Origin of the sequence: Bradyrhizobium sp. McL0615 (genome assembly GCF_049993905.1) — a bacterium.
GTDB lineage: Bacteria > Pseudomonadota > Alphaproteobacteria > Rhizobiales > Xanthobacteraceae > Bradyrhizobium.
The window spans coordinates 164,738-178,804 of record NZ_CP188254.1; the positions used below are offsets into that span (position 1 = coordinate 164,738).

The window sequence follows — 14,067 nt, forward strand, 5'->3', positions numbered from 1 at the left end:
CAGTTGATCGGTTATCCGCGTCGCCGCTGCTTCGCCGGCCGCGCCTCCGGCTCCGGATCCTTCAGCGCACCGATCCGCCGCAACGCCGCTTCCGCAGCGCGCTCGCCGCTTTCCCAGGCGCCGTCGATCGTTCCCCACAGCGTTTCATGGGTCGCCTCGCCGGCGAGATAGATGCAGCCGAACGGTTCGGTCAAAAGTTTTCGCGAGGATTGCGCGCCGGGACCGGCCGCCGACATCGCGCCCAGCGCGAACGGCGCGGCGTTCCAGCGCGTCGCGCTCGATTTCTTCACCGCGGCCGCCGCCTCGCTGCCGTACAGTTTCGCCAGCCATTCCACCGCGAACGCGACCATCGCCTTCTCGCCCTGCCCGGAAAGCTCGCGGCCGAACGAGCCGCCCACGTCGATCGTGCAGAGCGACGAGCCGCCCATATTGGCGAATATCATCGCCGTCTTGGTCGAATTGCTCTGCTCGATGACGACGTCGTCACGCGCCAGCCCGAGTGGATTGCCCGGCATCTGCAGCGCGATCCGGTCATAGCTGCCTAGGCTGAGTTTTGAGGCCGCGTCGAGCGTGCGCTTCGGGATGTCAGGTGCGAACTTGATGTTGCCGGCGGCCAGCACGTTGCTCGATACGGTGATGACGGCGGCGCGCGCGGCGATCCGGCCTGCCGGCGTTTCCACGCTGACATCGCGGTTGCTCCAGACAATGCGGTTGGCCGGCGTCGACAGCGACAGCGGCACCTGCTCGCCGAGCTTTGCGATCAGCGTGCCCAATCCCTGACGGCAGCCGATCGCGGTGTTGCGATCCTGCGCGCGGGACTTGTCGCCGACGGAGACGTCTTTCAGATCCTTGCCTGAGAAACTGGCACCGAGCACGAACTCCGACGTATCAGCCCAAACGCCGAGATCCTTTGGCAGCACCGATGCACAGGAGACATCGAAGCGGCGCGCGGCTTCATCGATGGCGCGGTTGGCGCGCACGAGCGCGGCGAGAAATTCCTCGGTCTCGCCGGCACGGGCGTTGCGGCGGCCGATGCGCATCTTCTGGCCCGAGGGCGCGGTCGTGATCTCGAGACCCGCGGCGCGCGCCAGCTTGATCATCGGATTGGTTTCGGGATTATGCATCCAGCGCGCGCCGCGATCGAACGGCACGTCGAACGTCGAAGCGTCGGTCTGGCAGCGCCCGCCGATCTGGCTTGCCGCCTCCACCACGATCACCTTGCGGTTCGCCGCCATGATCCGCCGCGCCGCAGCAATGCCGGCCGCGCCCGCGCCGATCACAACAATGTCAGCCTCCCGCGGCAATGGTGCCGCTCCCGCGCGCGCCCCGCAAAAAACCGGAGTGGCTGCCAGACCTGCGGACGCCGACAGGAAGGTGCGGCGGGTCATTGTCATGTCATGGTTTCCGGGACCTGAAAGAAGCGAGAACAGTCAGCGAACTGTGCCGTATCTCACGTGACGCAGCAACACTCATGGTAAATCAATCATGATTGATCCGCTTATCGCATGAACTAAATTGAAACGGCTTGCGACCATGATAAGGAAACAAAAAAAGCGGGAGAAAAGCCGCTCCAGGGGAGTTTCATGGGCGTAATGCTCGATACCATCGGCCAGTTGATTGCGGGCTACCTTCAGAAGGAAGTCCCGGGCTATGAGCCGTTCACCCCCAGCGACCCCGAGCATCTGCGCGGCGTCATCGAGCCGGGCGACGTTCTGCTGGTCGAAGGCAACAACCGCATCTCCGGCATCATCAAATACCTGACGCAATCGACCTGGTCGCATGGCGCGCTTTACGTCGGCCCGGTTGACGGCGCGTACGAACCCGACGGCGAGCCGCATGTCCTGATCGAGGCCAATATCGGTGAAGGCGTGACCTCGGCGCCGCTGTCAAAATATTATCCCTATCATACCCGCATCTGCCGCCCGATCGGCCTGTCCTACGAGGACCGCACCACGGTGTGCCGTTACGCCATCAATCGAATCGGCTTCGGCTATGACACCAAGAACATCGTCGATCTGATGCGCTTTCTGATTCCGCTGCCGGTGCCGCAGCGCTGGCGCCGGCGCATGATCGCGTTCGGCTCCGGCGACCCCACAAAAATCATCTGCTCGGCGCTGATCGCGCAGGCATTCGACGCGGTGCGTTATCCGATCCTGCCCAAGATTACGCGCGCCGCCTCGCGAAAGGCCCGGCGCGAAATCCTGCACATCCGCGATTCCTCGCTCTACATGCCGCGCGATTTCGACATCTCGCCCTATTTCGAAATCGTCAAACCCACCATCGTGCACGGCTTCGACTACACGGCCTTGCACTGGGCCGACAAACAAAAGCCGCTCCCGGAGGTAGCGGGCGAGTTCGCCGTGTTTCCCGAACTCAACTCGCCGCCGCTTGTTCCTGAAGAGATTGACCAAGAGGCGTCGCTTCCAGTTGAAGAAATGATGCTCGACGAAGTGGCAATAGCGGAAGTGATCTGCGAGACGAAGATGATCGAACGCGTCACCGTGTCGGAGCATTACCTGGCCGTCGAATACGTCCCGGTTCGCCCGCCCGAACGCCGCATGAGGCCGCGCAACAAGGCGCGGGAGATGGTGGCGTAGACGCAGATCGTAGGGTGGGCAAAGCGAAGCGTGCCCACCCTTTCAAGCTAAAACCTCCCCGCCAGCGTCAACCGAACCGCCAGCGGCTCTGCCGGATGCACATGGCGATCGGCCACGCCACCAATCGGCTCGCCCGGCAATCGCGACAGATAGTAATATTCGATCTGGTTGGTTTTCGCGTTGAAGAGGTTGAGGACATCGAGCTGCAGCCGCAGGTCGTTGTCGAATCTGTAACCCGCGCGCGCATTGAAGATCAGCGACGCCTGCGAACGGACGCTGACGTCCTCGATCAGCGGACGCGGCCCGAAATAGCGCCCACGCAACGCGCCGAACCAGCCGCGCTCGCCGCCGAACGTCATGCCGCCAGCCGCCACCCACGCCGGCGCACCCGGAATGAAATTTCCTGCAGGATCGAGATCGGTGAAACGAGCGCGGGTATAGGCGAGATCGAAATCGAGCCGCACCCACGGCAACACCTGATACTGGTTGGTCCACTCCATGCCGACACGCCGGCTAGGCCGGCTCGCTTCGGTGGTCCCGGCATCGCCGACGAACAGCAGTTCCGAGTCGAAATCCAGCACGAATACCGCAAGCGAACTGGTCAGGCCTTCGACCGCCTTGGTGCGGACGCCGATCTCGGCGCCTTTCGACCGCACCAGTAACGGCACCCGATCCTGCGGCGTCACCTTGTCGATCGGATCGACCGTGATCGTCGCGCCCCGGATATCGTTGGAGTGCAGGCCATAACCGGCATTGCCGTAGAACTCGGTCTTGTACCACGGCCCCAGCACAATCCCGGCCTTCGGGCTCGTCATCGACGCCTGGGCGCTTCCCGAATTCGCCGGCGTGTCACTCAGCACCCTCCCCGCAAAATAATCCTCGCGGATGCCGACCGTGGTACGCAGCCAATCGGTCCAGCGCGCCGTCGTATCGGCCCACAGGCCGACATTGCCTTCCCGCACGCTGTCTTCGCGCACGGTCGAGAGCGTCTCGCGCTGCAACGTCTTGAACAAGCCGACCCGGATATCGTCGCCACGCGTCTGTAGCCCGATTCGGGTTTGCGTCTCGATGCCGCCCACGCGCACATCGAAAGCGTGGCTGGCGTCGAGGCCGTAGACCGTGCGCCGGTCCATCTGGCTGAACTGATCGCCATTGACGGGATCGTCGAGAAAATACGTGAAATTGTTATAGAGCCTCAGCGACGAGTTGATCGCATAGGCATTGATCTTGCTCTGCCCGTATTCACTCGATTGCGCCCAGTCGCTCGATAGCGAGAACCGGCTCGAGACGCCGCCATCGGTCGGATCGAGCGAACCGAAGCGGCCGATCACGCCCTGGTCGATCGCGCGTTGCGCCACCTGGTCGGTCGAATTCCAGCCATTGGAATAGGCCATCGCCGACAGCGCAAATCCGTCGGTGGCGGTGCCCTGGCTGTAGCGCAGCACGCCGTTGAGCTTGCGTATGTTGTCCGGCACGTCCCACGGGCCGTTGTATTTGACGCCTTCGACAGCCGCGAGCAGCGTGCCCGCACCGACCGCCGTTGACCCCGCCGCCAACGCACGGTGATAGCCAAAGGTACCGTTGGTCGTCTCCAGAATGTTCTTGGGCAGCCGGTTGATGTAGTCGATCGTGAGGGAGCCGGCGGAGCCGAAGTCGCCGACATCGGCGAAGTACGGACCCTTGCGTACATTCACCGACTGGATCAGCTCGGGAATCATGAAATTGATATCGGCATAGCCCTGCCCGTGACCATGGGTCGGCATGTTGACGGGCATACCATCGATCTTGATGGCGAGATCTGTGCCGTGGTCGAGATTGAAGCCGCGCAGAAAATACTGGTTGGCTTTGCCTTCGCCGGAATGCTGGGTGACGATCAGCCCGGGCACTGCCTCCAGCGCCTCGCCGGGGCGCGAGAAAGGCCGGGCGTTCACCTCAGCACCGCTGATCGTCATGGCGCTGGCCGCGGTAGGCTGCATGTATGCAGGCCCTGCGGACGCAGACCCGGAAGTGACGCCGCCGCTGACTTGCGGTGGGACAGGCACGCTCGGCTGAACCGCGGATGGATTTCGCGCGGTCTGCAGACGGCGCGGCGGCTTGGGCCGATTGCGCGGCCGCGCCTCGGGAGGATTCACCGTCACAGCGGGAAGCTGGCCGGGCGTGGCGGCCGCGTCGCTCTGGGCGTCCGCAGGTGGCGCCATGACAATCAGCGATGCGGCGGCGGAAAATATCCGCCAAACAGCCTTACGCAACGCCATGCCCTCGCACGATAATTGCTACAGTCGCCGCGCGACCGCATCAGTTCGACTTAGCCCGGCGCATCACGCTAGCAAGCCCGGTATGATGATACAATAGAAATGTCATACCAGACCAGAACGGAAATTTGGGATGCAACGGATCACCATTACCATCGAAGACGAACTGCTTGCCGAGATCGATGCGGCGGCGGAAGCGCGCGGCTATCAGAACCGCTCCGAGATCATCCGCGATCTCGCCCGCGCCGGGCTGCAGCAGGGCGCCGAGGACGCGGCTCCATCGGGCCAATGCGTCGCCGCGCTGGTTTACGTCTACGATCATGCCGCGCGGGATCTGTCAAAACGGCTGGTGCAGAATTTCCACGGCCATCACGATCTGTCGCTGGCGACGCTGCATGTGCATCTCGACGACGATTCCTGCATGGAAGTCACGGCACTGAAGGGTGCCAGCGCCGAAGTCCGGCACTTTGCCGACCACATCATCGCCGAGCGCGGCGTGCGCTACGGCCGTGTGGTGATGATCCCGACGGCATCCGACAAGAAGCCGAAGGCGCGCAAACACGGCCATCGCCACGACTGACGGTCCGCTGAACCAGCGGATGCTACCTGTCGGAACGGCCGATCACGGCCATCAGTTCCGCGATCTTCTCGCGCTGATCGGCCTTGTTGCCGCTGGTGATCGCATGTTCGACGCAATGCGACACGTGATCCTTCAAAACCTCTTCTTCGACGCGCCGTAGCGCCGCCCGTACCGCCGAGATCTGCGTGACGATATCGATGCAGTAGCGGTCCTCGTCGACCATTTTTGAGAGGCCGCGGACCTGGCCCTCGATCCGGCTGAGACGTTTTTGACAGGATGCCTTGATGTCTTTTCGCATGCGCTCTATATACCCCTACAGGGTATAGGTTACAAGGGCCAGAGCGGATGATGAACAACAATGAAAACTCCGACCGAAACGGCGCGCCAAAGGCTGCCTGCTGCGGCGGCCACGGGGACACCGGCCACACCCACGCCAGTCACAGCCATCACGATCATTCCGACCACGCCGCTGCAACCGTTCGCGACCCCGTCTGCGGGATGACGGTAGACCCCACGACCAGCAAGCACCGTTTTGATTATCGCGGCGAGACCTATCATTTCTGCTCGTCCGGCTGCCGGACCAAATTCGCCGCCGATCCCGTCTCCTATCTGGAAAAGGACAGCAAGCCGAAGGCCGCGGTGCCGGAGGGCACGATCTACACCTGCCCGATGCATCCGGAGATCCGCCAGGTCGGCCCGGGAAGCTGCCCGATCTGCGGCATGGCGCTGGAGCCCGAGGTCGCGAGCCTCGATGCGCCGCCCAATCCGGAACTTGCCGACATGACGCGCCGCTTCTGGGTCGGCCTCGTGCTCGCGCTGCCGGCGGTCGTGCTGGAGATGGGCGGCCATCTCGCCGGCGGCCATGGCTTCCTCGATCAAACGCTGTCGAACTGGATTCAGTTCGCCTTCGCCACACCCGTCGTGCTGTGGGCTGGCTGGCCGTTCTTCGTGCGCGGCTGGCAATCGCTCGTCACGCGCAATCTCAACATGTTCACGCTGATCGCTGTCGGCACCGGTGTGGCCTATGCCTACAGCGTCGTCGGCACCGTCGCGCCCGGAATCTTTCCGACGACCTTCCGCGGACACGGCGGCGCGGTCCCCGTCTATTTCGAATCCGCGGCCGTCATCACCGTGCTCGTGCTGCTCGGCCAGGTGCTCGAACTTCGCGCCCGCGAAGCGACATCGGGCGCGATCAAGGCGCTGCTGCAGCTCGCACCGAAAACCGCGCGCCGGATCGGCGACGACGGCGCCGACCACGAGGTGGAAATCGACGCGCTCGTGGTCGGCGACAGATTGCGGGTGCGGCCGGGCGAGAAGGTGCCGGTCGACGGTGTCATCCTCGAAGGCCGCTCCTCGCTCGATGAATCGCTGGTGACCGGCGAATCCATGCCCGTCACCAAGGAGCCCGGCGGCAAGGTGATCGCGGGCACGCTGAACCAGTCCGGAGGGTTCGTGATGCGCGCCGACAAGGTCGGGCGCGACACGCTGCTGTCCCAGATCGTCAAGATGGTGGCGGACGCGCAGCGTTCGCGGGCGCCGATCCAGCGGCTGGCCGACCAGGTTTCCGGCTGGTTTGTGCCAATCGTTATCGTCGTGGCGCTGATCGCGTTCGGCGCCTGGGCCTGGCTTGGGCCCGAACCGCGCCTGGCGTTCGGCCTCGTCGCCGCCGTCAGCGTGCTCATCATCGCCTGCCCCTGCGCGCTCGGCCTCGCCACGCCGATGTCGATCATGGTGGGGGTCGGGCGCGGCGCGCAGGCGGGCGTGCTGATCAAGAACGCCGAATCGCTGGAGCGGATGGAGAAGGTCGACACGCTGGTGGTCGACAAGACGGGCACGTTGACCGAAGGCAAGCCGAAGGTGGTCGCGATCGTGCCGAGCGCTGGATTTAACGAGACCGACATTCTGCGGCTGGCCGCGACCGTCGAGCGGGCGAGCGAACACCCGCTGGCCGACGCCATCGTGCGGGCGGCCAAGGAGCGCAACCTCGATCCCGGCAAGGTCGAGGAATTCGACTCGCCGACCGGCAAGGGCGCGACCGGCAAGGTCGACGGCAAGACGATCGTTCTCGGCAATGCGAACTTCCTGCAGTCGCTCGGCATCGATGCGCAGTCCTTGAACGATCAGGGCGAACGTCTGCGCGGCGACGGCGCCACCGTCATCAACATCGCCATCGACGGCAAGCTCGCAGGGTTGTTCGCCATCGCCGACCCCGTGAAGGCCTCGACACCGGACGCGTTGAAGGCGCTGGCAGCCGAGGGCATCAAGGTCATCATGCTCACGGGCGACAACAGGACCACGGCGAATGCGGTTGCGAAGCGGCTCGGCATCGCCGACGTCGAAGCCGAAGTGCTGCCCGACCAGAAGAGCGCTGTCGTCGCAAAGCTGCAGAAGGCCGGAAAGATCGTCGCGATGGCCGGCGACGGCGTCAACGATGCGCCGGCGCTCGCCGCCGCCGAAGTCGGCATTGCGATGGGAACGGGCACTGATGTCGCGATGGAAAGCGCAGGAATCACGTTGCTGAAAGGCGATCTCGTCGGCATCGTCCGCGCCCGCCGGCTGTCGGAGGCGACCATGAGCAACATTCGGCAGAACCTGTTCTTCGCGTTCATCTACAACGCCGCCGGCATCCCGATCGCCGCGGGCATCCTCTATCCCGCGTTCGGCCTGCTGCTGTCGCCGATCATCGCCGCCGCGGCGATGGCGCTGTCGTCGGTGAGCGTGGTCGGCAATGCGCTGCGGCTTCGGGTGACGCGGCTGTAACAACTTGACGTGCGTCAAAGCTGCGACCGGCGCCGGGGTCCATATTTACCCGCAAATGCTGAACGCTCAGCAACGGGAGATTTGGCCATGACGCGCTTGACGATGGCGACGGTTCTCACGGTCGCGGCACTTACGGTTCCGGCTTGGGCGCAAGCGCCGGCCGAACATGATCATTCCCACTCCGGGAACACAGAAAAATCGGCTCCGGCAAATCCGGCGCCGGGCCCGGCCACCGCCGCACCGCAAGGCGGCACGCCTATGAACGACATGAAGAACATGATGAGCAGCATGTCCGCGATGCACTCGATGGGGATGATGCAGATGATGGGCATGATGGGCCGCGGCATGGACGGGATGGCGACCATCGATCGCATCGAAGGCCGCATCGCTTTTCTGCGCGCCGAACTGAAGATCACTGACGCGCAGGCTGACGCATGGAACGGCTTTGCCGATGCGTTGCGCACGAATGCCAGGAAGCTCGCGGAAGTTCGCGCAGCGACGATGCCGAAGCCCGGCGATGGACAACCGGCTTCCACCGTGTCAGCCCGGCTGGACCAGCAAGAGCAGTGGCTGGCCGCGCGGCTGGACGGCACCAAAGCGATGAAATCCGCCTTCGCGAAGCTGAACGAGGCCTTGTCGGACGATCAAAAGAAGACGGCCAACGATCTCCTCGCCCCGCATATGGGGATGGAAGCAATGGCGATGATGCCTGCGCAGCCTTCCCCCGAACAAAAGGAACAGGGACGCATGCCTGGCATGGGCAGCATGGGTATGGGCAAAAAGTAAGCGCTGAAGGCTCTGGATCAGGCCGCCCTCGCCGCCGTCCCGCGCGGCAATCCGGCGCGCGCGAGCCCGCCATACAGCGCTTCGCTCGGCATTTCCGATTTCAGGATTCCGCGCACCGCGATCAGCTTTTCGATATCTATGCCCGTGGCAAATCCCTTGCTCTCGCACAGGAAAACCAGGTCCTCGAACACAACATTGCCGGTGGCGCCCGGCGCGAACGGGCAGCCGCCGAGGCCGCCGAGCGATCCATCCAGCACGCGCGCGCCGGCATCGAGCGCGGCGGATGCGTTCGCAATCCCCATCCCTCTTGTGTCGTGCAGGTGAATGCAGATCGGCTTTGAGCCGGCGATCTTCACGGCCGCCGCGGTCAATTCGCCGACCTGCTTCGGCCCGGCATAACCAACGGTGTCGGCGATCGCGACCATGTCGACGCCGGCCTCGAACAGCTTTTCCGTCAGCAGCAAGACCTCCTTCGGATCGACTGCCCCCACGATCGAGCAGCCCAGCGCCATCGAGATCGCGGAGTTCACCACCGGCTTGTGCGCGCTGGCGTCGCGCAGCTCGCAGAGCCGCCTGACGTTGGCAATGGCTGACTCGCGCGAGCGGTTGGCATTGGCCTGGCTGTGCTCTTCCGTGGCCGAGACCACCGTCGCCACCTCGGCGACGCCCGAAGCCAGCGCCTCGTTGACGCCGCGCTCGTTGAGCGTCAGCGCAATGCCGTAGGCGTCGGGCAGCGAGGCAACGGTCCCGATGATGTCGCGCACGTCGGCAAATTGCGGAAAGGTCTTTGCCGGCAGGAACGAGCCTACCTCGAAGTGCCGCACGCCAGCGGCATATTCGTCGCGGATCCAGCACTGCTTGGCTTCCGTCGACGGAAATGCCTTCACGAGCTGCAGACCGTCGCGCAGGCCGACCTCGCGCAGGATGATTTTGCTTTCGGGATAGAGTTCCTGGACGCGGGTCATGGCAACCTCTTTTTTGGCGGCAGTCTTGTTTCCCCGGGGGGCCGGCAGGCGCTTGTCGAAACCCTTGCCGAAACCCTTGGGGGTATCTACCTCTCGCGAGGGCTTTTTCACAAGAGGCAGAACCGCCATGTTGGACGCCGCCGTCAAGGCGATTTCGCAGATCCTGTCGCCGCCGATGCGTACCATCCTCTGGCGCTCGATCGGGTTGGCGCTGGTGCTGATCACGGTGCTGGCCATCGGATTGCAGCGCGCGTTGAGCTGGTTTGCCGATTACGGCGAAGGCTGGGCGGAGGCGATGCTGGGACCGGGCTTCCACACGACGCTCAACATCCTTGCCTGGATCATCTCGATAGCGGCAGGGCTCGGTGTCGTGCTCGGCGGCATTTTCCTGATGCCGGCGGTCACCTCGCTGATTGCGAGCGTATTCGTCGACGACGTCGCCGAGCATGTCGAGCGCGAACATTATCCGGCGGAGCGCCCCGGCGCCGCGCTGCCGCTCGGCGTCGCGATCCCGGAAGGCGTCAAGACGGCGCTGCTGACGATCCTGGTCTATCTGATCGCGCTGCCCTTCGTGCTGTTCGCGGGCGCAGGCTTTCTGATCTTCTTCATCGCCACCGCCTGGCTGCTCGGCCGCGAATATTTCGAACTCGCGGCGATGCGGTTCCGCTCGCCGGCAGAAGCCAAGGCGATGCGCAAGGACAATGCGGCCACCGTGTTCACCGCGGGCCTGTTCATTGCGGCCTTCGTGTCGATCCCGATCGTCAACCTGGCGACGCCGCTGTTCGGCATGGCCTTCATGGTCCACATGCACAAACGCCTCTCCGGCCCGAGGCCGGAACTGATCGAGCCGGCGCGTCGGACCGGAGTTCCCACCATCTAACTGCCTTTTGCATCCGGCCGATCGCGCGCAAACGGAACCAGCAGCACACCCGCAATCGCCACGCAGGCGAGCATCGCCCAGGCTTCGTTGACACAGAGCGCCAGCGATGCCTTCTCGACCATCGGCCGCACGAACGCGACGGCGGCGGCGTCGGGCGGACCCGGCGGCCGGTTGGCGAGCAGCGCCGGATCGAGGCCGATCGCCTTCGCCGCGCTGATATCTCCCGCCAGCAAGCGGACGCGAAAATCCTCGGCGTACATTGCGACGCGGCCATACAGGATCGTATCGATCAGCGCGATGCCGATGGCGCCGCCGAGATTGCGCATCAGGTTGAACAACCCACTGGCGTCGGCGACTTCAGATTCGGGCAGCGCGCCCAGGGCGATGCGCGTCGGCGGCAACAGACAAAACATGATTGCGACACCGCGAACGATCTGCGGCCAGAACATCTCGTCGAAATCTGCGGTGCGCGGCTGGAAGGCACTCAAGCCAAGCCCCAGCGCAAACAGGGCGAAACCGGCACCGGTCAGCGCGCGCGCGCCGATCCGGCTTTCCAGGATCGCGGCGACGGGGGCGGCGATGAGCTGCGCGATCCCGGTCACCAGCATGATGGTGCCGATCTCAAAGGCATCGTGGCGACGCACGAAGGCGAGAAACACCGGCATCAAATAGACCGAGCCGAACAGGCCGACGCCAAGGCAAAAGCTCAAGGCGCAGCCGGCCGCAAACGAACGCCGCCGCAGTGTAACCAGCCGTACCACCGGATGCTCGCCGCTCAGGCTGCGATGAACAAAAATGCCCAGGCCGACCGCGCTTCCCGCCAGCAGGACCGTGCAGGTGGGTGACAACCAGCCGTGATGGGGTGCTTGCTTCAACCCGATCTCGAGGCTCGCCAGGGCCGCGGCCAGCAGCACCAGAGAACCGCTGTCCAGTTTGGTAAGCTCGGCGAAGTCAGTGTTTTGGCGCGGTAGCAGGAACGGCGTCACCGAGATCACGATCAGCCCGGGGATGACGTTGATCAAAAACAGCCACGGCCACGACCAGGTCTCCGTGATCCAGCCGCCGACCACGGGGCCAACCGTCGGCGCCAGCACCGCGACAACGCCACCAATCGTGGTGGCGACGGCGTGAAGCCGGAGCGGAAACAGCAGGAATACCGCGGTGAAGACCGCGGGGATCAGCACGCCGCCGGCAAATCCCTGCACCACGCGAAAGGCAAGCAGCACGGCAAAGCCGCCACTGGTGGCGCAGCCGATCGATGCCAGGGTAAAGAGCGCCACCGCTGCAGCGACCAGCCACCGCAAGGTCAGAACCCGCGTGAGCAGGCCGGTCAGGGGTATAGCGACCACCTCCGCGATCAGATAGGCGGTCTGGACCCAGCTCATTGCATCCTGGGAAATCGCCAGCGCTTGCTGGATCGCCGGCAACGACGTCGCCACCACCTGAATGTCGAGGATGGCCATGAACATGCCAAGGCACATCAGGAGGAAGCCGGCCCAGGTTTTGATGGAAGGCACGACGATCGCCGCGCCAGACGGCGGCTCCTGCCGGTTGCTCATTGGAGCGGGCGTGCAAGCTGTCCGCCGGTCGCGGAGAGCGCGTGGGCTTCGATGCGAATCCGGATTGCGAGCACCGCGGCGTTGAGCACGGTAAAAATCAGCGCGAGCAAGGGCAGATGCAGGGCAAGCGGTAGCAGCGCGATCTCTCCGGCGACGACCGCATAATTGGGATGCGCAAGATATCTGTAGGGCCCCGACGCGACCAGCGGCTCGCCCAGTAGCACGATGATGCGCGTGGTCCATCGCGGCCCGAGCGTGGCAAGGATCCACAGCCGCAAGCCCTGCAGCACGATGAATCCTGCAAGTGCCGGGAGAATGATCTCCTGATCACGGCCCCAGATCCACAACGCGATCAGCCACGCCGCATGAACCGACACCACCAGCGGATAGTGGCCGGCGCCGACCTCGATCGCGCCGCGCGCCAGCAGCCGACGCGTGTTGTAATTGGAGAGAACGAGTTCGCCCAATCGCTGCAGCGTGACCAGCAGGAGAATGATTGACGCCAGGCTCACGCGGCGTGCCGCAACGCGACGCAGCTGGCGGTGAAACCGGGGCCGAGTGCAGTCAGCAGCGACCGCGCCGGCAGACCCCGCTCCATGGCGCGTTCCAGCACGAACAGAACGGTCGGCGCCGACATATTTCCGTAATCGGCGATGACCTCGCGCTCGTGATCGAGCGTGCCCTGATCCAGCGATAGCGCGCGTTCAAGCGCGGCGATCACTTTCGTGCCGCCGGGATGACAGATGAAGCGATCGATATCCCCGGCCGAAAGCTTCATCCGGGAGAGCATTTCGATCACCGCAGGGCCGAAATGTTCGGCAACGAAATCGGGAATCGTGCGCTGGAAGATGACGCCGAATCCCTCGGGATCGACGCTCCAGCCCATGATATCGAGCGTATCGGGCCACAGTTTTTCGCCCGTCGCCTCGATCCGGGTCGCGCCGCCGTCACCGGCACGCAGAACAACAGCCGCGGCACCGTCGCCGAACAGGCTGGCGGCGACGATATTGGCCTTGGTCAACTCATCGTGGCGCACCGCGAGCGTGCAGAGTTCGAGCGCGACCAGCAGCACGTTCGTTCCGGGCCGCGCCTGCGCAAGGCGCGAGGCGATCGACAGCCCCGACACGCCGCCGGCACACCCCAAACCGAAGATGGGCACGCGCGACACGTCGCTACGCAAGCCGAGCTTGCCGGCGACGCGCGCCTCCAGTGTCGGCGTCGCAATGCCGGTCGAACATACCGTGACGACGGTGTCGATATCACCGGCCGCAAGATCGGCCCGCCCGATGGCCTTGCGCGCGACGTCGAGAAACAGCGATTCCGCGCCTTCCAGAAAAGCCTGTGTCCGCTCCGGCCAGCCGCGCCGCTCCAGATACCATTCGATCGGTTTGACCCCGTAGCGATGGCGGATGCCGGTATTGGCAAACAGGCTCGAAAGCGTCTCGAACTGCGGGTAACGATCAGCAAGCAGGTCGTGCGCGGCCTGGAGGATCTGCTTCTGGTGGAATTGATATGGCGGAATCGAGGTCGCCAGCGAAACCAGCGCGGCCGTGTGGTTCATATCGCTGTCCCCGCCTTCGGTACCCCAACATATGAGACCGCGCGATCATGCGAATATTTCGTCGACTGCCGTTATCGAACGGCCTTCGGCATTCACTATGATTTGAATGCAGCCCTTTGATGTCGCA

At 64.2% G+C, this 14,067-nt stretch carries 12 protein-coding genes; 5 read left to right on the top strand and 7 right to left on the bottom strand.

Translation table 11 applies throughout. From position 1 onward, the window contains the following. Nucleotides 1-11: 11 nt before the first annotated feature. The gene (locus ACPPVP_RS00755; RefSeq protein ID WP_426530357.1) at nt 12-1,394 is read right to left on the bottom strand and encodes a flavin monoamine oxidase family protein; all 1,383 of its coding nucleotides are present in this window, start codon (nt 1,392-1,394) and stop codon (nt 12-14) included. A gap of 189 nt (nt 1,395-1,583) precedes the next feature. Between ACPPVP_RS00755 and ACPPVP_RS00760 the strand changes: the two genes are divergently transcribed. Continuing rightward, a complete protein-coding gene (locus tag ACPPVP_RS00760) occupies nt 1,584-2,597 on the top strand; it encodes a lipo-like protein (protein ID WP_426530359.1) in 1,014 nt (337 codons plus the stop codon). Nucleotides 2,598-2,644: 47 nt separating this feature from the next. Here the strand turns inward: ACPPVP_RS00760 and ACPPVP_RS00765 are convergent, their stop codons facing one another. After that, nucleotides 2,645-4,852, bottom strand: a complete 2,208-nt coding sequence (locus tag ACPPVP_RS00765) for a TonB-dependent receptor domain-containing protein (RefSeq protein WP_426530361.1) — start codon at nt 4,850-4,852, stop codon at nt 2,645-2,647. A 130-nt stretch (nt 4,853-4,982) separates the two neighbouring features. On the opposite strand from ACPPVP_RS00765, the gene nikR reads away from it, so the two are divergent. Continuing rightward, nucleotides 4,983-5,429, top strand: coding sequence for a nickel-responsive transcriptional regulator NikR (gene nikR, locus ACPPVP_RS00770; RefSeq protein WP_426530363.1), 447 nt, complete (start codon nt 4,983-4,985; stop codon nt 5,427-5,429). A gap of 22 nt (nt 5,430-5,451) precedes the next feature. On the opposite strand, the gene ACPPVP_RS00775 is transcribed toward nikR, so the two are convergent. After that, nucleotides 5,452-5,727 (bottom strand): metal-sensitive transcriptional regulator, encoded by a 276-nt coding sequence (locus ACPPVP_RS00775; protein WP_426530364.1) that lies wholly within the window; start codon nt 5,725-5,727, stop codon nt 5,452-5,454. Nucleotides 5,728-5,777: 50 nt separating this feature from the next. Between ACPPVP_RS00775 and ACPPVP_RS00780 the strand changes: the two genes are divergently transcribed. Next, entirely contained in the window at nt 5,778-8,189 is a 2,412-nt protein-coding gene (locus ACPPVP_RS00780; RefSeq protein WP_426530366.1) for a heavy metal translocating P-type ATPase, read from the top strand. An 87-nt stretch (nt 8,190-8,276) separates the two neighbouring features. Beyond that, nucleotides 8,277-8,975 (top strand): Spy/CpxP family protein refolding chaperone, encoded by a 699-nt coding sequence (locus ACPPVP_RS00785; protein WP_426530368.1) that lies wholly within the window; start codon nt 8,277-8,279, stop codon nt 8,973-8,975. A 17-nt stretch (nt 8,976-8,992) separates the two neighbouring features. On the opposite strand, the gene ACPPVP_RS00790 is transcribed toward ACPPVP_RS00785, so the two are convergent. Beyond that, on the bottom strand, nt 8,993-9,940 hold the full coding sequence (locus ACPPVP_RS00790) for a hydroxymethylglutaryl-CoA lyase (RefSeq protein WP_426530370.1): 948 nt from the start codon (nt 9,938-9,940) through the stop codon (nt 8,993-8,995). Nucleotides 9,941-10,067: 127 nt separating this feature from the next. Between ACPPVP_RS00790 and ACPPVP_RS00795 the strand changes: the two genes are divergently transcribed. Then, nucleotides 10,068-10,820 carry a sulfate transporter family protein gene (locus ACPPVP_RS00795; RefSeq protein WP_426530372.1) on the top strand — a complete coding sequence of 251 codons (753 nt, stop codon included), beginning with the start codon at nt 10,068-10,070 and terminating at the stop codon, nt 10,818-10,820. Here ACPPVP_RS00795 and ACPPVP_RS00800 read toward each other — a convergent pair. From ACPPVP_RS00800 to ACPPVP_RS00810, 3 genes are read right to left on the bottom strand one after another with little or no spacing between them, the layout of a single operon-like run. Beyond that, nucleotides 10,817-12,379, bottom strand: a complete 1,563-nt coding sequence (locus ACPPVP_RS00800) for a DHA2 family efflux MFS transporter permease subunit (RefSeq protein WP_426530374.1) — start codon at nt 12,377-12,379, stop codon at nt 10,817-10,819. The genes ACPPVP_RS00795 and ACPPVP_RS00800 overlap by 4 nt on opposite strands. Further along, nucleotides 12,376-12,891 (bottom strand): isoprenylcysteine carboxyl methyltransferase family protein, encoded by a 516-nt coding sequence (locus ACPPVP_RS00805; RefSeq protein ID WP_426530376.1) that lies wholly within the window; start codon nt 12,889-12,891, stop codon nt 12,376-12,378. The genes ACPPVP_RS00800 and ACPPVP_RS00805 overlap by 4 nt, the downstream gene beginning before the upstream one ends. Beyond that, a complete protein-coding gene (locus ACPPVP_RS00810) occupies nt 12,888-13,940 on the bottom strand; it encodes a type III polyketide synthase (RefSeq protein ID WP_426530378.1) in 1,053 nt (350 codons plus the stop codon). Before ACPPVP_RS00810 ends, ACPPVP_RS00805 begins: the two co-directional genes overlap by 4 nt. Nucleotides 13,941-14,067: the final 127 nt, after the last annotated feature.